Consider the following 16,723-nt stretch of genomic DNA (forward strand, 5'->3'; position numbering starts at 1 on the left):
CGCGGAACCGTCTTGAAAAACACGGTCGGCGGGCGATGGTTCCGGAATGATGGCATGGTGTTCCCGTTTTCGGAAATTGTGGGTGATTTTTCCGGCATGTTGGATATTTTGTCCTGTGGCCGGGCCGGAATCGGGGCGGAACGATGGGCCGTGTCCCTCTTTTTCATCCGTCCGCGAAAAGAGGGGAGAGCGTGAAAAAGGGGTTTACAGGAGAGGCCAACTCATTGATAATTGCTTGAACCTGTTGACAATCCACAGAGGGGTAGAGCAGCGCGATGTACCTTGAACATTTCCATCTGACCCAGCCTCCTTTTGCGGAGGAACCGGATCCGGAGGTTTTCTTTCCGGAGGCACGGAGAGAGGAGATTTGTCAGTCGCTGATTCTCGATGTCCTTGCCGGGAAACGGCTGGTGAAACTGGTCGGCCGGGAGGGGGCGGGCAAGACCTTGCTGTGGCGGACGATGGCCGAGCGGCTGCCTTCCGAGTATGCCGTGATCTTTCTGGACAATCCCATCGGCACCTTTGACGAACTGGTTCGCTTGATCTGCCTCGATTTGGGCATGGATCCCAGGAGCACGGAACAGGATACCGATTACCTCGAGGTCCTGCACCGCCTGCTCGCCAGAAAAAAGACGGAACAGGGCAAGGTGGTGCTGATTGTCGACGAGGCGGAAAAACTCCATCTCGCCACGCTGGAGCGTTTTCTGGTCCTGGTGGGCGACAGCCCCGATGACCTCGAATGGACGACGATTCTCGTCGGCGGGCCGGACCTCGACGCGCATCTCGAGCAGCTGGCCGTTTTTCGCGCCACCATCGATGTCCATGCGGGGTATGCACTGGAGGAACTCACCGAGAGCGAAACCCGGCAGTATCTCCGCTTCCGCCTCAATGCCGCCGGGATGCGCCGCGAGCAGTTCGAGGATCTCTTCACCGATGGGGCGGTCGCCCAAATATTCGACGAGGCGCGCGGCAACCTGCGCCTGACCAACATCCTCGCCGAGGAAATGCTCCAGGCCGCGTGCGCCGACAAATCGTTCATGGTGCTGCTCGAGGGGGTCGAACCGGAGGATCAGGAGGAGCGGCCGTCCTTCCACTGGGAAAACAGGATCTTGGAGCTGTATGAACTGCTTCGCTACAACAGGTTCATCTCCGGCGCGCTGGTCGGGGCCGTGGTGGCGGTCCTCCTCACCGGTTTTCTGTTGATGGGCAGGGACGGCGATCCGGCGCCGGCCGAAGCTCAGCCCCAGGTCGCGGCGGCAACGGAGGGAGAGGCAACAGGCGGCCAGCCCGCGTCATCGAGCGATCCGGTCGCAGCGCCGGCAGTTCCCGTATCGGCTGTCACCGTGGCGACCCGGCCGGAGACCACTGCCGCGACGGTCCGGCGGGATGGCGGCGGTTTGTTCCGGGAGCGGTTGGCGGCCAGCGCCAGTTGGTTGACCGGGACCCGGAAGGGGAAATACACCATCCAACTGATGATGCTCACGTCGAATCAGGCCCAGACGAGCATCGCCCAGACCCTGACCGGGGACGATTTCTACTCGATCCGCGAGCAGTTGTTCATCTTCCGCAAGAAATCGAGACCACCCACCATCTTTGTCTTTCATGGCCTGTACGACAGCCTGGATGCGGCCAGGGAAGCGCGGAACAACATGCCGGTTTTTCTCCGCAAGCACCACCCCTATCCGCTCGCTGTCGACGATGCCATGAAGAAACTGAGCAACTGAAGCGGTCCTTGCGGCCGCATCCCGTCATCGCCCCATCATCGTGCCACGAGTTCCCATGGACATTGTACTCGCCAATCCCCGCGGCTTCTGCGCCGGTGTCAACCGGGCGATCGCCATCGTGCATCAGGCCCTGGAGCGCTACCAACCGCCGGTGTACGTGCTTCACGAGATTGTCCACAACACTCACGTCCTCGAGGAACTGCGGCAGCGGGGGGCGGTCTTTGTCGAGGAACTCGAGCAGATTCCCCAAGGCGCCGTCACCATTTTCAGCGCCCACGGCGTCTCCAGGGCGGTGGAGGATCAGGCGCGGGCACTGGGGTTGCGGACTATCGACGCCACCTGTCCGCTGGTCTCGAAGGTGCACCGGCGGATGAATCGGCTCCACGAGATGGGGTACGATGTCCTGGTGATCGGCCACAAGGGGCACCCCGAGGTGGAGGGCACCTGCGGCCAGGCTTCGGGGCCGGTGCATGTCCTGTCCACGCCCGCCGAGATCGCGGCCCTCGAGGTGGCCGATCCGGCCAAGGTCGGGTATGTCACCCAGACCACGCTCAGCGTCGACGACACCGCCGAACTCCTCAAGGCCCTCCGCCTTCGCTTTCCCCTGATCGCCGAGCCCGAGCGGACCGACATCTGCTATGCCACCACCAACCGCCAGGCAGCGGTGCGGCGCCTGGCGGACATGGTCGACCTGGTGCTGATCGTGGGTTCGAAGAACAGCTCCAACTCGAACCGCCTGCGGGAGGTGGCCCGCCTCCGGCACACCCCGGCCCATCTCATCGACGATGCCGGCGAGATCGATCCCCGCTGGTTCGCGGGCGTGCATCGGGTCGGAATCAGTGCCGGCGCATCTGCGCCCGAGCATCTGGTGGCGGAGGTGGTCCGCTGGCTGCAAGGGCACGGGGCCGGCGTTGTCAGCGAAATGACCGGTCAGGAGGAGCGCGTCAGTTTTCTGGTGCCGGATCTGCACGTTTGACTGGTGCCCGCATCGGCGGGGAGGGCTAGGCGGTCCGGCCGGTTTTCTGTCAATGGAGCAGCCGGCTGACGCCGACCAACTCCACCGGCTGCAGGGCCTCTTTGCCGCATTGGGTGAGGGCGGTGAGCATGGCCTGGTTCGGATGGCCGATGCCGATGGCCTGTCCCTGGCGTTGCGCCAGCGCGGTCAACTGATGGAGCTGGCGGCAGATGGCTGCCGCCTCGTGCTCGTTGTCGAGAAACAGGTGCCGCCGGGCCGAGGGCAGGTGCAACCGACGCGCCACGGCCAGCCCCTGCGAGTCGGGAGTGGTGGCGGAATCGACGAAATACAGGCCGCGCGCCTTGAGGGTTTCGATCACGACCCACATGCCCTGCGCGTTTTCAGTAAACAGCGACCCCATGTGATTGCTGGCGCCGGCCGCATGGGGGATCGCCGCCAACATCGCCTCCACCTTTTCCCTAATCCGATCCGGGCCGTCGGCCTTCAGCAGGGTTTCGGGCTCGAGTCGCCATTTTTTTTCCTTGGGTTCCATCGGCAGGTGCACCAGGATGTCGCGCCCGCTTGCATGGGCCAGGCGGGCCAGTTCCCCGGCATGGGGCGCATGCGGCAGAAAGGAGAAGCTCAGGCGGGATTCCAGTTGCAGGAATTGGCGGCCGAGCTGCAGGCTGTAGCCCATGTCGTCGATGATGATGGCCACCATGGGGCGGGTGGCCATCTGCGGGGAGGCGGGTGGCGCGATGGAAGCCGGGGCCGCTGCCCTGTGTTCGGCCGGAACCGGTTGGTCGGGCCGCTCGGGAGGAGACGCGGCGGGCGCTGCCGGCTCCGGCAGGGACTGGACAGCCGATTGCCGGCCTGTTGCCGGATCAGCGGTTGTGGCCTCGTCGTTGCGGCAGCCCGCCAGGGCAAAAAGGCCCACGGCAACGAGCAGGAGGCAGCGGTTGCACCAACGGCAGGCAAGAGAAGACACGGGAAGGGGCGGACTACTTGTTGCGGGCGAGGATGTAGAGGGCCAGTTCCCGCAACAGCCGGATACTCTCATCCTCGCCGCCTGCGCGGGTGACGGGCGCGAGGGCGGCGATCGCCCGGTCGATCAGACGCCGGGCTTCATCGGCGGCGCCGGCAAAACCGTCGTAGCGTGCGATCAGGGCCACCACCTGCCGGTAGGAGGCGGGATCGGTCCGGTCCGAGGCGAGCAGTTCCTCGATGCTGTGGCGGTCCGTTTCGCTGGCCTGCCTGAGGGCATGGAGCAGGGGCAGCGTCATCTTGCCTTCCACGAAATCGTTGCCGGTCTTTTTGCCGGTGGTGCCCGGATCGCCCTGGAAATCGAGGAGGTCGTCCACGACCTGAAAGGCGGCGCCGATCAGGTCGCCATAGGCGGTCAGCGCCTGCACGCGCCGCTCGTCCGCGCCGGCAAAAAGGGCGCCCACGGCACAGGTGGAGGCGATGAGGTTGCCGGTTTTCTGGCGGATCACCTCGAAATACTGTTGTTCATCGCTCTTGGTGTCGCCGACCAGGCGGAGTTGCACGAATTCGCCGTTGACCATCGACAGGGTGGCGGCGCAGAAGATTTCCAGCCCGCTCGGGCCGGCGAGCCGGCCGATCAGGTACATGCTGCGGGCATGCAGCCAATCGCCCGCCAGGATGGCGGCGGTCAGCCCGAAACGGGCCACCACCGTGGCCTGGCCCCGCCGTTGCGCCGCCCGGTCGATGACGTCGTCGTGCACCAGGGTGGCCACATGGAGATATTCAAAGGCAGCGGCCAACAGGTAGAGATCGTTGTCGTCCCGGCCGCAGCAGCGGGAACTGAGCACGGTGAGCAGGGGGCGGATCCGTTTGCCGCCGGTGAACAGGGTGTACCGGATGACCTCGACGAGCAGGGGATCGCATCCGGCGAGTGCCGTTGCCAGGTCGTCACGCATCACGGCCTCGACCCGGCCGGCGATGGCTGCGGTCGCGGTGCGCAGGTCCGCAGTCTGCCTGGGTGTTGGCGGGGTCATGCTGGCCGTCCGCATTGCGCGGTCTCGTTCCGGAAAAAGGCCGCCACATCGTCCAGGTCCCGGGAAACGGGGCTGGGCGGCAGGCTGCGGCGGAACTGCCGGCCGTATCCCTTGCTGAACAGCCGGGTATCGAGGATGGCGATGACGCCCCGGTCGTCGGCGGTGCGCATCAGTCTGCCCACCCCCTGGCGCAGGGTCAGGATGGCGCGCGGCACCTGGTAGTCGTTGAACGGATTGCCGCCCAAAGCCTTGATTCGATTCATGCGGGCCATAATAACAGGGTCGCTCGGGACTTCAAACGGTAATTTGTCGATGATGACCAGACTGAGCGCCTCGCCGGGCACATCGACCCCTTCCCAGAAGCTGGACACGGCCAGGAGCACCGAAGCGGTCTCCCGGCAGAACCGGTGCAGCAGCACGCGGCGGGGCGCCTCGCCCTGGATGAGCAGGGGATAGGACAGCCGGTCGCGGAGGGCGCGGTAGGCCTGGTCCATGGCGGCCAGCGAGGTGAAAAGGGCTAGGGTCCGCCCGCCGGCGAGACCGATCAGGTCGGCCAGGCATTCGTGCAGGGCCGCGGAATATCCCGGCGCCGTCGGTTCGGGGAAGGGAGTACCGGGCACGTAGAGCAGGGTCCGGCCGGCATAGTCGAAGGGCGAGGCCAAGGAGAGAGTCGGGGTGTCCGCCGGCAGGCCGAGCCGTTCGAGGACATAGCGGAAGTTGCCGCCGGTGGTCAGGGTCGCCGAGGTGAAGACGCAGTGGCGGACCTGGGTGAAGAGGGCGTCGTGCAGTTCCGCGGCCACATCCACCGGCGTGGCGTACAGGGTCAGGTTGCGGTCGGTCCGCTCGTACCAGTAGGTGTGGCCGATCTCCTCCGGCGCCACGTCGTCGAAGCGCTCGACGGTGATTTTTTCGAGGCGGCCAACCAGTTCCCAGGCGCGGTCGGCGTATTGCGACCACGGTCCTTCTCCGTCCGGAATGGTTTCCAGGGACTGGACGAGCCGCTCCAGGGCCGTTTTCAGATCGTCGTGCAGGGCAGCGACTTCCGGATGACCGGTGAGCACCTCCTGGAGCGGAAACCGTCCCTTGTGTTCGGGAAAGGCGGCGGTGAACCGTTCGGCACTACCCTTGAGATGGCCGGCCGCGGCGAGAAGCCCCTCGCTCCGGGTGCCGGGGAGGTCGGCGGCGCTGCTGCGCTCCACGTCGCCGCACAGATCGAGGACCTGGAAACGGGAAAAGGTGAAGCCGAAAAAGGTGGTGGCCACGTTCTCGACATGATGGGCCTCGTCGAAGAGCACGGTCTCGTAGCGGGGCAGCACCTCGCCGTACCCGGTCCTGCGCACGGCGAGATCGGAAAAGAGCAGGTGATGGTTGACGATCAGCAACTGGCTGGCGGCGGCATCGCGGCGCAAGCGGTTGAGCAGGCAGCCAGTGGCTTCCGGGCACTGGCTGCCGAGGCAGAAATGGGACTGGCAGCAGATCCGCTGCCACAGCGGCGACCCGGACCCGAGCCAATGCAGTTCGGAACGGTCACCGTGCACGGTCTCGCCGAGCCAGGATTCGATGGACTCTTCCTCGCCACCGGCAAGGAGGTCGGCCTGGCCGGCGGCCTGAAGCTGGCGCCAGCGGTAGAGGCAGAGATAGTTTTGCCGGCCCTTGACGCACAGCGCCTTGAGGTCCGGGGCGATCCGTTCCCGGATGAACGGGATCTCGCGCTGGAGGATCTGGTCCTGGAGATTGCGGGTGTTGGTGGAGACCACCACCCGCTGGCCGCTGAGCACGGCGGGAATCAGGTAGGCCAGCGTCTTGCCCAAGCCGGTTTCCGCCTCGATCACCAGGCAGGACGCCCGGTCGGCGGCATCGTCCTCCGGTTCATCGAGCAATCGGGCCACCGCCTGCGCCATTTCCAACTGACCGGGCCGGTATTGATAGGGCGCCAAGTGGCGGGCCAGCAGGCCGTCCGGGCCGAAGACTCTATCCATGTCCGGTGGAATCCAGAATGTCGCGCACGACTTCGACAACCTGGGGCGACGGGTCGTGCAGCAGGGGGGGCAGGACGGCCAGGGCCTCGTCGGTGGCAATGGTGCCGAGGACGCTGGCCGCTTCCCCGCGCACCCGGGCGAGGGGATGGCACAATTGCACGGTCAGTCCGGGCACGGCCAGGAAAAGATGTTCGGGGCAGATCGCGGTCAGATGCTCGAAGAGGACGGCCACGCCGAGCCGGACCGCATAGCGCTCGTCCTCGAGCAATTGTCCGGTCCAGGCAAGATAGCGGGGTTCCTGGCGCACCATGGCCACGATGTTGTCCACATGCCCCAGGGCGAGGAAGTCGGCGATGACCTGCCGCACGACATCGTCGCTGATCTCGGACGATTGGGAGGTGGTGGGAGACTGATCGGCCATGGGACATTCTGATTCGAAAAAGACGGTCCCTGTCCAATACCACGGGCGGTCCGGAGGGGCAATCCGAGAATGGCCGGAGGGGTTGCTTGACACAATTTTTTTTCGTGAGTAGAAAAGTGCGAAAGAAACGGGCAAATACAGATAACCCCACCGTGGCCGGACCATGATCGAACCGCAGCTCTCTCCGCCTCCTTCGGCTGTTGCCGAGGATGAATTGCTTGACGGGGACGAGTGCATCGTCATCGTCGACGATTTTCCCGACATTGTCGGCCTGGTCCAGGATTTTTTGGGGCAGCGGGGGCTCGCGACCGTCAATGCCGGTTCCGCCGACGCGTTGCGCCGCCAGTTGGCCGAACGCAAGGTGGCCCTGGTGCTTCTCGATATCGGTCTGCCCGATGCCGATGGCACCACGCTTTTGCCGGAGTTGAAACGTGATGACCCGGATCTGGCGGTGATCATGCTGACAGCGGTCACCGACCTGCAGACCGCGCTCGCCTGTCTTCGGTACGGTGCCGACGATTACCTCACCAAACCGGTCCGCTTCACCGATCTTCTGACAACCGTGCACCGCGTTCTGGAGAAGCGGCGCCTGACCATTCGCAATCGTCTCTACCAGCGACAGATCGAGCAGGCCACCTTCCGCATCCGCTTGGCCCATGCGTTGGCCGTGAAGATGAATACCGCCTACCTGAGCACCACGGAACTGGACGAGATCCTCCATGCCATCCTTGTCGGGATCACCGCGCAGGAGGGGCTGCAATTCAACCGCGCGTTTCTTGCCCTCTTCGACGAATCCGGCATCCTTCTGGAAGGCCGGCTGGCGATCGGACCCGGCAGCCGCGACGACAGTCGGCCCACATGGCCGGGATTGGCAATGGGTGAGGGCGAACTGCCCGCTCTCGCGTCCGGCGCCCAGGCGTATGCCCAGGAGGCTCATGCCGAGATCAACCGGATTGTCCGCGCCCTGCGGGTCGAGGCGCGGAACAGCAACCACATCTTGATCCGCGCGGTCCGGGACCGGCAGCCGATCAACGTGATCGACGGCCAGTGCACGCATACGGTGCCCCTCGAACTCCTCGGGCTCCTTCAGGAAGACAGCTTCGTGGTCGTGCCGCTGTTTTCGCCCAGCAGGGCATTGGGCGTGATCATTGCCGACCATTTTGTCAGTCGTGCCCCGATCGACGAGGTGCAGATCCATGCCCTCGAGAGTTTTGCCAGCCAGGCCAGCCTGGCCATCGAGCATTGCCGACTGTATATGGCCATGCAGCGCAAGATCAAGGAACTGGAAGAGGTGACCAGCGAGCTGCAGAAAAACAAGGACCTGCTGGTGGAGACCGAGCGATACTCGGCCCTGGGCCACATGGCGGCGCAACTGGCCCACTCCATCCGCAACCCGATCACGGCCATCGGCGGAACGGCGCGACTGCTGGCCCGAAAAATCGATAACCCCGAGTGGTTGCAGTTTCTGTCCATGATGGCGGGGGAAGCGGAAAAAATCGAGAAAACCCTGGAGGACCTGTTTAATTTTGTCGAGCGGAGCAAGCCCGTGCTGGAACGCACGCATCTGTTGCCGTTGATCCGGAAAGCCCTCCTCCTGCACTTCAATGCACTCAACGACCGGAAGATACGGAAAACGGTTCTTTTCCCGGAACACGACCCGCTGGTCAAGGTTGACCCCCGGCAGATTCAGCAGGCGCTGGTGCACCTGATCCGCAACAGTATCGAAGCCATGCCGCAGGGAGGCGAGCTCACGGTGGAAGTTGTGGAGAAGGAAGAGCAGGTCGTGATTATTCTGACTGACACCGGTCTGGGGATGAACCGGGAAAACATAGGGCATGCCACCGATCCTTTCTACACTACCAAGATCATCGGCACCGGCATGGGCTTGGCGTTGGTGCGACGAATCGTCGAGGATCACGCAGGGGAGTTGGTCCTGGAAAGCGAGGACAACGGCGGGATGCAAGCGAGAATCGTTCTGCCTTCCGCCTCGAGGTAGATCAGGAACAGCCGGGCTTGAAATGGGAAGAAAAAAAGAGGGGAAAGGACAACGTCCTTCCCCCTCTTTAGTCTGACGAGATTGAACCTTTGAAACCGTCTTAGAACTTGAGCTCGAAGCGGCTCATGGCAGCAAAAGCTGCATCGTCTTCTTGCATGTAGTCATACGCAAAATCCGGAATCAGGTAACCGGCGGAGAAATAGACATCCGCACCTTTGCTGATGGTGTATTGCAGGATGGCGGAAAGCTCCCAGGCGCTGTCGAGAGCTTCACGGTTATTTGTGCCAGCCCATGCACCTTTGGGACCCTCGCCCAGCGGATTGGTTCCAGACCAAGCGTCAATATCCGCATAGACAATGTTACCGGTCAGCTTGAGATCTTCTTTGATTTGGTAGGAGGCCACCAGGCCGGCCCACAGCCAGTCGCCACCCGCACCAATGCTATAGTTGGAGATTTTACTGTTATCCTTGGAGCCGAGCATGACAAAACCGAAAGCAGTGTCCGGCTGGAAGCCATCCTGGGTGAAACCGATGTTCAGACCGATGTTCAGCTTGTCGATCTGATAGTTCGGGAAAATATAGCCGCCAAAGCCGGTATCGTCGGAGCCGATGTTATCGACCTTAGTAATATCCAAGTTGCTATCATCATACCAGGAGTTGAACCCGTTGATATCGCTGCCAGTGACCGCGAGTTCGCCATAAAAACCGAACTGCCCGCTCTTGCCGGCGGCATAAATGGAGCCGAAGAAGCCCTCGTTGGCTTCAAAAACACCAAGGGTTTCCACACGTTCATCCGTTTGGTAACCGACCATGCCGCCGATGGTCCAATCCTTGTTCAGCTTGGCCTTGGCGTGGACACCAAAACGAATTTCGTCGTTATCCTCGTTTTTATCCTGGGGGCTCACATCGTCACTCTGAGCCTCTTCCATCCACTCGACAAAGGGGTTGATCTCAACGTTGTCGACCTTGACGATGCCACGGAAACCGGTCAGATGGACATCGTCGTAGAAGAAGTTGTAGGTCGTCGGTTGGGGACCATAGGTGGAACGATATTTACCGACTTCCAGAGTGAACATGTCGCTGAAGGGAATACCGACATAGGCCATGTCGACCCAGATGTCACCGGATTTCGAACCGAGAGGCGAAGGATCAGTGTCGTTGTCGCCCATCAGGCTCTCGTACATACGGATGCGGGCCTTAGCATAGGCGCCGCCGGCAGCGGTGCCGGTGACGTTGAGGCGGACACGGGAGTCCATGTTGGTTTGCGAACCATAATGGCCGACATTGGGGCTCTTATTGCCATAACCATCTTTGTATTCGTCGCTCATGTACCACAGACGGACACGGGCGTCACCGGTGATCTTGACACCCGGTTCGACAGCGGCGGCGGAAGCGGTCGAGGCAATGCCGCTTACCAGCATCAGGGCCGCGCCTGCAACAAGTACTTTCTTCATATTCCTCTCCTTTTTCTGTTGTTCATTGCATGTTTCCCAGCAACGGGAAACCTTTTCCCTCAATGAGTTATGGCTGCACGGTATAGTAAGTTTGCCTAGCCGTCAAGTTTTTTTTACCGCAGGTAAAAAAAATTTTACTATCATTTTGTTCGAAATGTCGAGCATCTCAGCACAGATGTTTCCTGTCACCGGGAGGTTGCCGGACATTTTTGATACTCCCGGCAACGGATGGCAAGATTTCCTGGTCATTCGGCAAGATCACCGGTTACGGCGGGTTGATCTTGCAGGTATAACTGGCTGTGAGGCTTGACCTTGAAAGTGTAACAGTTGAGATAGGTTGAGGAGCCGTGCCAGAACACGAAGGGGTAGCTGGTTTCCGCCTCGGCGAAGTACACGCGGTACTCGGTGCTGCCCTTGTCGGCACCGGCGACCTGGTAGTTGGCGATATAGCCGGGAATTTTCCTGCTCTCCCAGAGGCGGACCAGGCTGTTGCTCTCCCAGGTCAGGGCGGAGAGCGAGCCGCCGTCGAAATAGCGGAGATTGGGCATGAACGGCACGGTTTCCAGGCGGTTGCGGCCGACCAGAATATCGTTGATGCCGTCGCCGTCAAGATCGGCCACCACGATGCGCGTCCGTACCCAGGCCGTTTCCTTCTCGGAGAGCGCCGCATTGTTGGGGCTGGTCAGGGTTCCGAAAAAGTTGTTGCTGGCTCCGAACGCATCGGGGCTGGTCCAGCGCAGGGTTCCCACCGTATCGTAGAGTTGCAGGCGATTGTTGTTGCCGAGGGCAATGGTGACCTTGGAACCGCCGCCTTCGATGTCGGCCTGGACGAAGTCAAAGATGTTCACTTCCTTGGGCAGGTTCAATCGCGCCCCTTCCGTCAGGCTGTTGTCCGGGTTGAGCGTCATCTGGTGGATATTGCTGCCGCCCAGGTCGTCGCTCAGGCTGCTTTGACCGATCAGGACGGGTTCCTCGCCCTGCGCCCCCATGGTGCGCAGGTACCAGGAGACGTGTTCGAAGAGAAACGTCATCTTCTTGCCGTTCCATTCCAGGGCGGAGGAGTCGGGCAGATCCTGGTTGCTGCCGCTGATATAGATTTCCTGCAAGCCGTTTTTGTTCACATCCCCCAGGGTGACCGAGTGATAACGGATGTGATTGGGCAGGTTGACGGTCGCCAGCATGCGGAACTGGCCGTCGTCGTTGCGGTACAGTATCAGGCTCGATGTGGTCAGCAGCACGATCTCTTCCTTGCCGTCCCCGTCCAGATCGCCGACGTTCATGTCCATGGTCTCGACGGGAATGCTTCTGCTGCGGAAGGTGTTGACCAACTCGAACGGGCCGCCCACCTCGAGCCCGGTGGTCATGCCGGCAAGGTGGCCCTCGCGGTACGCCCGGTCGGGATGCGCGGTCTGAAAGGCGCTCGTGCCGCCGGGTTGAGCGGGGCCGGACTTCATCTCGGGGCGGGGTTTGTCAAAGACGGCGCCGCTGATGTCCCAGGCCAATTCATCGATGGCTGTCATGGCGTCGTCAACGGCGTTGAAGCTTTGCAGGAATCGTTTCGGCGTCTGCCCCGACGTCTGTGTGAAGACATAGCCGGTCAACTCGAACTGATTGCTCTTGGGAGCCAGCGAACCGATGATGAGATAATCGGCCCCGGATTGGCGGAGCTGCTGGGCAAAGGCGACGTGGTCGCCGGATTTGAGCGATTTGGCCATCCGCTCGGAAGCCGTTCCTTGCGCGATGGCGGCGACGTTGGCCCGCGCGGCGAGCCTGCTGGCCAGGGTGCTGGCAAGCCCGTTGCGCAGATAGGTATAGGAGCCGGGAATTTCGACGTCGAAGGGGAGAACGATCACCTGCGGTTTGGCCGGCGCCGGGGATTTGGCCGGTGGGGCCGGCGTCGCCGGAGCCGAGTGTGCCGCCGTGGCAAAGAGCATGCAGCAGCCCAGCAGGAAGGTCACTAGGAATCGTGTCCGGTGCAAGGCGGTCAAGGGTGTGCGCAAAGAGAGAACATTCACGGTAAGTGCTCCTTTCTCAATTAAAAGAAGGGGATGTCAGCAAAGACCAGAGGGTATTGTTGACCGTGCCGATGATAGCACAAATTTCTCAAATTTTCTGTGTTTTGGACAAAAAGGGAAGAAAAAACTGAGCGGAGACCGGAAAAACGCGCCATCCGGGGGAATGCGCTGAAGGGTGCCCCTTTCCGGGCCGATCCGGTCGATCCGGTCAAGTCAGCCGGGTGGCGATCAACCCGTAGAACGAATCGTCGTTGCTGAACAACCAGCCCAGATGGGTGTGGCAGACGGCACAGAGCACAATCTGCCAGCGGTAGCCGGGAAACCAGGTGAACTCGGCGGATGGGGCGCTGCGGGGCGTGGTTCCCGGTGCCGCGCGGAAACAGCGGATCTCGAAGGCGATGCCGGCGGGATTGAAAAAGGCGTGCTCGTGGCGGCCGTTGACCGTGGTGGCCTGCTGCCGGCGGGTGATTTCGGTGCCACAGACGGCGCAAAGGATGGCCTCATTCTCCCGTTTTTTCGACGAGTCGCCCGGATGAGCGGTCGGTGGTCGGCCCACTGTGGCGGCCGGCCGGCGGCTGCGGCAGGCATGCGGTTCAACCGGCTTGGCGTGCTGCGGTGCGGTAATGGGCGACAATCGCTTGCACCATGTCGCTGATGGTATACCGCTCGGGCTGGATGTCGACCGACAGACCGTATTCCCGGATGGTTTCGGCGGTGATCGGCCCGATGGCGGCGATGGTCACCCGGTCGAGCAGCCGGTGCAGTTCCTCCTCGTTGGCGGCGTCGATCAGGGTGAGGAAGTTGGTCACGGTCGAGGAACTGGTGAAGGTGAGCACGTCAATCGAGCCCTCGAGCAATTGATCGCGCAATTCCTCTTTGGGACCGGGCGGGGGGACGTTGCGGTAGACCGGCGCAATGGTCACCTGGGCGCCGGCATCGGCGAGCATCTCGGGCAGGATTTCGTTCGCCCGTAGGGCCCGGGGCAGGAGGATGCGGTTGCCCTGCACCTCGGTCCGGAGCAGTGCCTCGGCCAGCCCCTCGCCGGTGAATTTCTCCGGGAGCAGGTCCGGCTTGATGCCGTATTTTCGCAATTCTTCTGCGGTGGCTCTGCCAACCACGGCAATGCTGATCCCGGCCAGGAGGCGGCTGTCGTGGCCCAGGGCGAACAGCCGCCGGAAGAAGTGGGTGACCGCGTTGATGCTGGTAAACAGCAGCCACTGGTAGCTGCCGATCTCCGCAATGGCCGCATCGACGATGCGGTAATCGTCCACCGGCTCGATGTGGATGGTGGAATATTCGAGCACTTCCGCGCCCTGCTCCTCCAGTTGGGCCACCAGGTCGCTGGCCTGCTCTCGGGTACGGGTGACGACGATCCGCCGGCCGAACAGCGGCCGCTTCTCGAACCAGTCGATGGTGGAGCGGAGCTTGACCACCTCGCCGACGATGATCAGGGCCGGGGGCTTGATGTCGGCCTGCTGCACCACATCGCAGATGGTGGCCAGGGTCCCGACCACCGAGCGCTGCTGCGGGGTCGAGGCCCAGCGGACCACCGCCACCGGCGTGTCCGGCGAACGGCCGTGATCGATCAGTTTGCGGGTGATGCCGGGCAGGGTCTTGATGCCCATGTAGATGACAATGGTGCCTGCGCCGGTGGCCAGTTTCTCCCAGGAAATATTGGAAAATTTCTTGGTCGGGTCCTCGTGGCCGGTGACGAAGGCCACCGAGGCGGTGTAGCCGCGGTGGGTGATGGGGATGCCGGCGTAGGTGGCGGCTGCGGTGGCCGAGGTCACGCCCGGCACCACCTCGAAATCGATGCCCTCGGCTACCAACTCCTCGATTTCCTCGGCGCCCCGGCCGAAGATGAAGGGATCGCCGCCCTTGAGCCGCACCACCATCCGGCCCTGTTTGGCATGGTCGACCAACAGTCGGTTGATCCCTTCCTGGGTGAAGGCGTGCAGGCCGCCGCCCTTCTTGCCGGCGTAGATCAACTGGGCGTTTTTCGGTACATATCCGAGCAGTTTTGGGTTGGCCAGGTAGTCGTAGACCACCACCTCGGCATGTTCGAGCAGGTATTTGCCGCGCAGGGTGATCAGGCCGGGATCGCCGGGACCGGCTCCAACGAGATAAACTTTGCCGGTCGCGGTTTGGGGGGAAGATGTGTTAGTCGTCACGGAGGTGGTCTTCTGCAAAATTATTCGGCGGCCGGCGAGCCGGCGCAATAGACGGCGTCGAGGATGGCCTTGCCTCCCCTGGCCAGCAGGGTTTCCGCCAGGGCGGTACCGAGTTCGGCGGCCTGTCCGGCCGGGGCGCTCGCCTGATCGCGGATCAGTTCGCGGCCGTCGACGCTGGCGATCAGGCCGGTCAGGGTCAGGGTATCGCCAGCCAGGGTGGCATGGGCCCCGATCGGCACCTGGCAGCCGCCTTCGAGGCGGAGAAGGAAGGCCCGTTCGGCGGCCACGGTCACGGCGGTGGCCGGATCGTGGAGAAACTGCAAGCCTGCCAGCAGTTCGGCGTCGTCCCGGCGCAATTCAATGCCCAGCGCGCCCTGGCTGATGGCCGGGAGCATCTGCGCCGGCTCCAGCAGGGCGGTGATCCGGTTTGCCAGGCCCAGGCGGTGCAGGCCGGCCCCGGCCAGGATGACGGCGTCGAACACGCCCTCGTCGAGCTTGCGCAGCCGGGTGTCGATATTGCCGCGCAGATCGACGATGGCGAGATCGGGTCGCAGGGCCGCCAGTTGCGACCGGCGCCGCAGGCTGGAGGTGCCCACGGTGGCGCCGGCGGGCAGGGCCGCGATCGAGTCGTATCCGACCGAGAGGAAGGCGTCCTTCGCGGTCTCGCGTAGTGGGATGATGCCGATATGCAAGCCGGCCGGCAGCTCGGTGGGCACATCTTTCATCGAGTGCACGGCCAGATCGACCTCGCCCGCCAGGAGAGCATCCTCGATCTCCTTGACGAAGAGCCCCTTGCCGCCGACCTTGGCCAGCGGCACGTCCAGGATCCGGTCGCCCTTGGTGGTGATTTTAACCAGTTCCACCCGCACGCCGGGATGGGCCTGTTCGATCCGGTTCTTGACCCAGGTGGATTGGGTCACCGCCAGGAGGCTGGCGCGGGTCCCTATGCGCAGCAATGTTCTCATGCACCGGTCCTGTTGCGAAAAAATCGATCCGAGGAAAGCAGTAGCGGCGATATACCGCCTGCACGGTTATTTGTCAATTTCGTCGACAAGGGCGGCGGCCAGCAGCGGCAGCATCAGTTCGTGGTGGCCGGTGAAATGGAAGCCCTTGCCGCCCTCCAGGGTGGGACGGTGGACCACGTTGGTCGCCGGGCGGTAGTGGCGGATGAAGTCGAAGTTGGCGGTGGTGAAACACTTGACCTGATGGCCGAGGTTGCGGACCACGGTGAGCGCCTTGAGGAAGACCTCGGGCAGGAGCACCGCCGAGCCCACATTGAGGTAGACGCCCCCTTCCAGTTCGCTGACCAGGCGGCAGAAGACCCGGAAATCGTGGTGGCCGGCCTGGCCGATGGCGCCGCCGTCCGCCGAGGGATGGATATGGATGATGTCCGTGCCCATGGCCACGTGCACGGTTATTGGTATTTTTAATTGGGCGGCCATGGCCAAAAGGCTCTGGTCGTTGTGGGGGAACCGGTTGGCCAGCAGGGTTTCGCCCACGGCGTGGCCGATGCCGATGCCCCGCCTGGCCCCGTCGACGATGGCGCCGTTGAGTACTTCGCCGGTTTCCTTGGCGGCACCGAAGGCACCGGCACCGAGGACATCGGCCACTTCCTCTGAGGTCCGGCCGACCATGGCGATCTCGGCGTCATGGATGATGCCGGCGCCGTTCAAGGCGATGGCGGTGAGGATACCCCGCCGCATCAGATCGATCAGGATCGGATTGAGCCCCACCTTGATCACATGGGCGCCCATGCCGAGGATGACCGGCCGGCCCTGGCGTCGGGCCGCCGCGATCCGCTGCACCAGATCGGGGAAGTCGGCGCCGGCCAGCTGGGCGGGCAGGGCGGCCAGCAGCTGGCGCACGGTCATGCCCGGTTGGACCGGCGAGGCGAAATCGTCGACGCTGACCTTGGAGTGGCGGCCATGGACGGAATAGGTGTGCAGACCGCTGAAATCAAGGGGAGCGGGATAGTTTGCCATGGATGGTTC

Annotated in this window: 13 protein-coding genes; 3 read left to right on the top strand and 10 right to left on the bottom strand. The window is 62.9% G+C overall.

Going from position 1 to position 16,723, the window contains the following annotated elements:
• The first annotated feature begins 410 nt into the window (after window positions 1-410).
• Both Q362_RS0111685 and ispH read left to right on the top strand, forming a co-directional pair.
• Complete coding sequence (locus Q362_RS0111685) at window positions 411-1,724, top strand: AAA family ATPase (protein WP_169737415.1); 1,314 nt, start codon at window positions 411-413, stop codon at window positions 1,722-1,724.
• Window positions 1,725-1,779: 55 nt separating this feature from the next.
• The gene (ispH, locus tag Q362_RS0111690) at window positions 1,780-2,700 is read left to right on the top strand and encodes a 4-hydroxy-3-methylbut-2-enyl diphosphate reductase (RefSeq protein WP_028318843.1); all 921 of its coding nucleotides are present in this window, start codon (window positions 1,780-1,782) and stop codon (window positions 2,698-2,700) included.
• A 49-nt stretch (window positions 2,701-2,749) separates the two neighbouring features.
• Here the strand turns inward: ispH and Q362_RS20370 are convergent, their stop codons facing one another.
• Genes Q362_RS20370 through Q362_RS0111710 form a run of 4 tightly spaced genes read right to left on the bottom strand, consistent with a single transcriptional unit; the run spans window position 2,750 to window position 7,097 of the window.
• A complete protein-coding gene (locus Q362_RS20370) occupies window positions 2,750-3,667 on the bottom strand; it encodes a divergent polysaccharide deacetylase family protein (RefSeq protein WP_169737416.1) in 918 nt (305 codons plus the stop codon).
• A 13-nt stretch (window positions 3,668-3,680) separates the two neighbouring features.
• Window positions 3,681-4,697: a polyprenyl synthetase family protein gene (locus Q362_RS0111700; RefSeq protein ID WP_169737417.1), complete on the bottom strand. Its 1,017-nt coding sequence runs from the start codon at window positions 4,695-4,697 to the stop codon at window positions 3,681-3,683.
• The gene (locus tag Q362_RS20375; protein ID WP_051554202.1) at window positions 4,694-6,676 is read right to left on the bottom strand and encodes an ATP-dependent DNA helicase; all 1,983 of its coding nucleotides are present in this window, start codon (window positions 6,674-6,676) and stop codon (window positions 4,694-4,696) included. Before Q362_RS20375 ends, Q362_RS0111700 begins: the two co-directional genes overlap by 4 nt.
• Entirely contained in the window at window positions 6,669-7,097 is a 429-nt protein-coding gene (locus tag Q362_RS0111710) for a HEAT repeat domain-containing protein (RefSeq protein ID WP_051554204.1), read from the bottom strand. The genes Q362_RS20375 and Q362_RS0111710 overlap by 8 nt, the downstream gene beginning before the upstream one ends.
• Before the next feature lie 163 nt (window positions 7,098-7,260).
• Between Q362_RS0111710 and Q362_RS0111715 the strand changes: the two genes are divergently transcribed.
• Window positions 7,261-9,093 (top strand): hybrid sensor histidine kinase/response regulator, encoded by a 1,833-nt coding sequence (locus Q362_RS0111715; RefSeq protein ID WP_035216534.1) that lies wholly within the window; start codon window positions 7,261-7,263, stop codon window positions 9,091-9,093.
• Window positions 9,094-9,193: 100 nt separating this feature from the next.
• Here Q362_RS0111715 and Q362_RS0111720 read toward each other — a convergent pair whose 3' ends face one another.
• From Q362_RS0111720 to Q362_RS0111745, 6 genes are all read right to left on the bottom strand, one after another.
• On the bottom strand, window positions 9,194-10,546 hold the full coding sequence (locus Q362_RS0111720) for a hypothetical protein (protein ID WP_028318847.1): 1,353 nt from the start codon (window positions 10,544-10,546) through the stop codon (window positions 9,194-9,196).
• A 245-nt stretch (window positions 10,547-10,791) separates the two neighbouring features.
• Window positions 10,792-12,561: an FG-GAP repeat domain-containing protein gene (locus tag Q362_RS0111725; protein ID WP_157470061.1), complete on the bottom strand. Its 1,770-nt coding sequence runs from the start codon at window positions 12,559-12,561 to the stop codon at window positions 10,792-10,794.
• 208 nt (window positions 12,562-12,769) lie between these two features.
• Window positions 12,770-13,195, bottom strand: coding sequence for a cereblon family protein (locus Q362_RS0111730; protein WP_051554206.1), 426 nt, complete (start codon window positions 13,193-13,195; stop codon window positions 12,770-12,772).
• A complete protein-coding gene (cobA, locus tag Q362_RS20380) occupies window positions 13,155-14,732 on the bottom strand; it encodes a uroporphyrinogen-III C-methyltransferase (protein WP_035216545.1) in 1,578 nt (525 codons plus the stop codon). Before cobA ends, Q362_RS0111730 begins: the two co-directional genes overlap by 41 nt.
• Window positions 14,733-14,752: 20 nt before the next feature.
• A complete protein-coding gene (hemC, locus tag Q362_RS0111740; RefSeq protein WP_028318850.1) occupies window positions 14,753-15,697 on the bottom strand; it encodes a hydroxymethylbilane synthase in 945 nt (314 codons plus the stop codon).
• Between the two features lie 66 nt (window positions 15,698-15,763).
• The gene (locus Q362_RS0111745; RefSeq protein WP_028318851.1) at window positions 15,764-16,714 is read right to left on the bottom strand and encodes a GSU2086 family protein; all 951 of its coding nucleotides are present in this window, start codon (window positions 16,712-16,714) and stop codon (window positions 15,764-15,766) included.
• Window positions 16,715-16,723: the final 9 nt, after the last annotated feature.

It is taken from the genome of Desulfobulbus elongatus DSM 2908, from assembly GCF_000621145.1.
In the GTDB taxonomy this organism is placed as follows: domain Bacteria; phylum Desulfobacterota; class Desulfobulbia; order Desulfobulbales; family Desulfobulbaceae; genus Desulfobulbus; species Desulfobulbus elongatus.

Excerpts from the sequence above, each read along its gene's own strand:
- Q362_RS20375 (WP_051554202.1), bottom strand. The coding sequence starts at position 6,676 with ATGGATAGAGTCTTCGGCCCGGACGGCCTGCTGGCCCGCCACTTGGCG.
- hemC (WP_028318850.1), bottom strand. The coding sequence starts at position 15,697 with ATGAGAACATTGCTGCGCATAGGGACCCGCGCCAGCCTCCTGGCGGTG.
- Q362_RS0111720 (WP_028318847.1), bottom strand. The coding sequence starts at position 10,546 with ATGAAGAAAGTACTTGTTGCAGGCGCGGCCCTGATGCTGGTAAGCGGC.
- Q362_RS0111745 (WP_028318851.1), bottom strand. The coding sequence starts at position 16,714 with ATGGCAAACTATCCCGCTCCCCTTGATTTCAGCGGTCTGCACACCTAT.
- Q362_RS0111700 (WP_169737417.1), bottom strand. The coding sequence starts at position 4,697 with ATGACCCCGCCAACACCCAGGCAGACTGCGGACCTGCGCACCGCGACC.
- ispH (WP_028318843.1), top strand. The coding sequence starts at position 1,780 with ATGGACATTGTACTCGCCAATCCCCGCGGCTTCTGCGCCGGTGTCAAC.
- Q362_RS0111715 (WP_035216534.1), top strand. The coding sequence starts at position 7,261 with ATGATCGAACCGCAGCTCTCTCCGCCTCCTTCGGCTGTTGCCGAGGAT.
- Q362_RS0111710 (WP_051554204.1), bottom strand. The coding sequence starts at position 7,097 with ATGGCCGATCAGTCTCCCACCACCTCCCAATCGTCCGAGATCAGCGAC.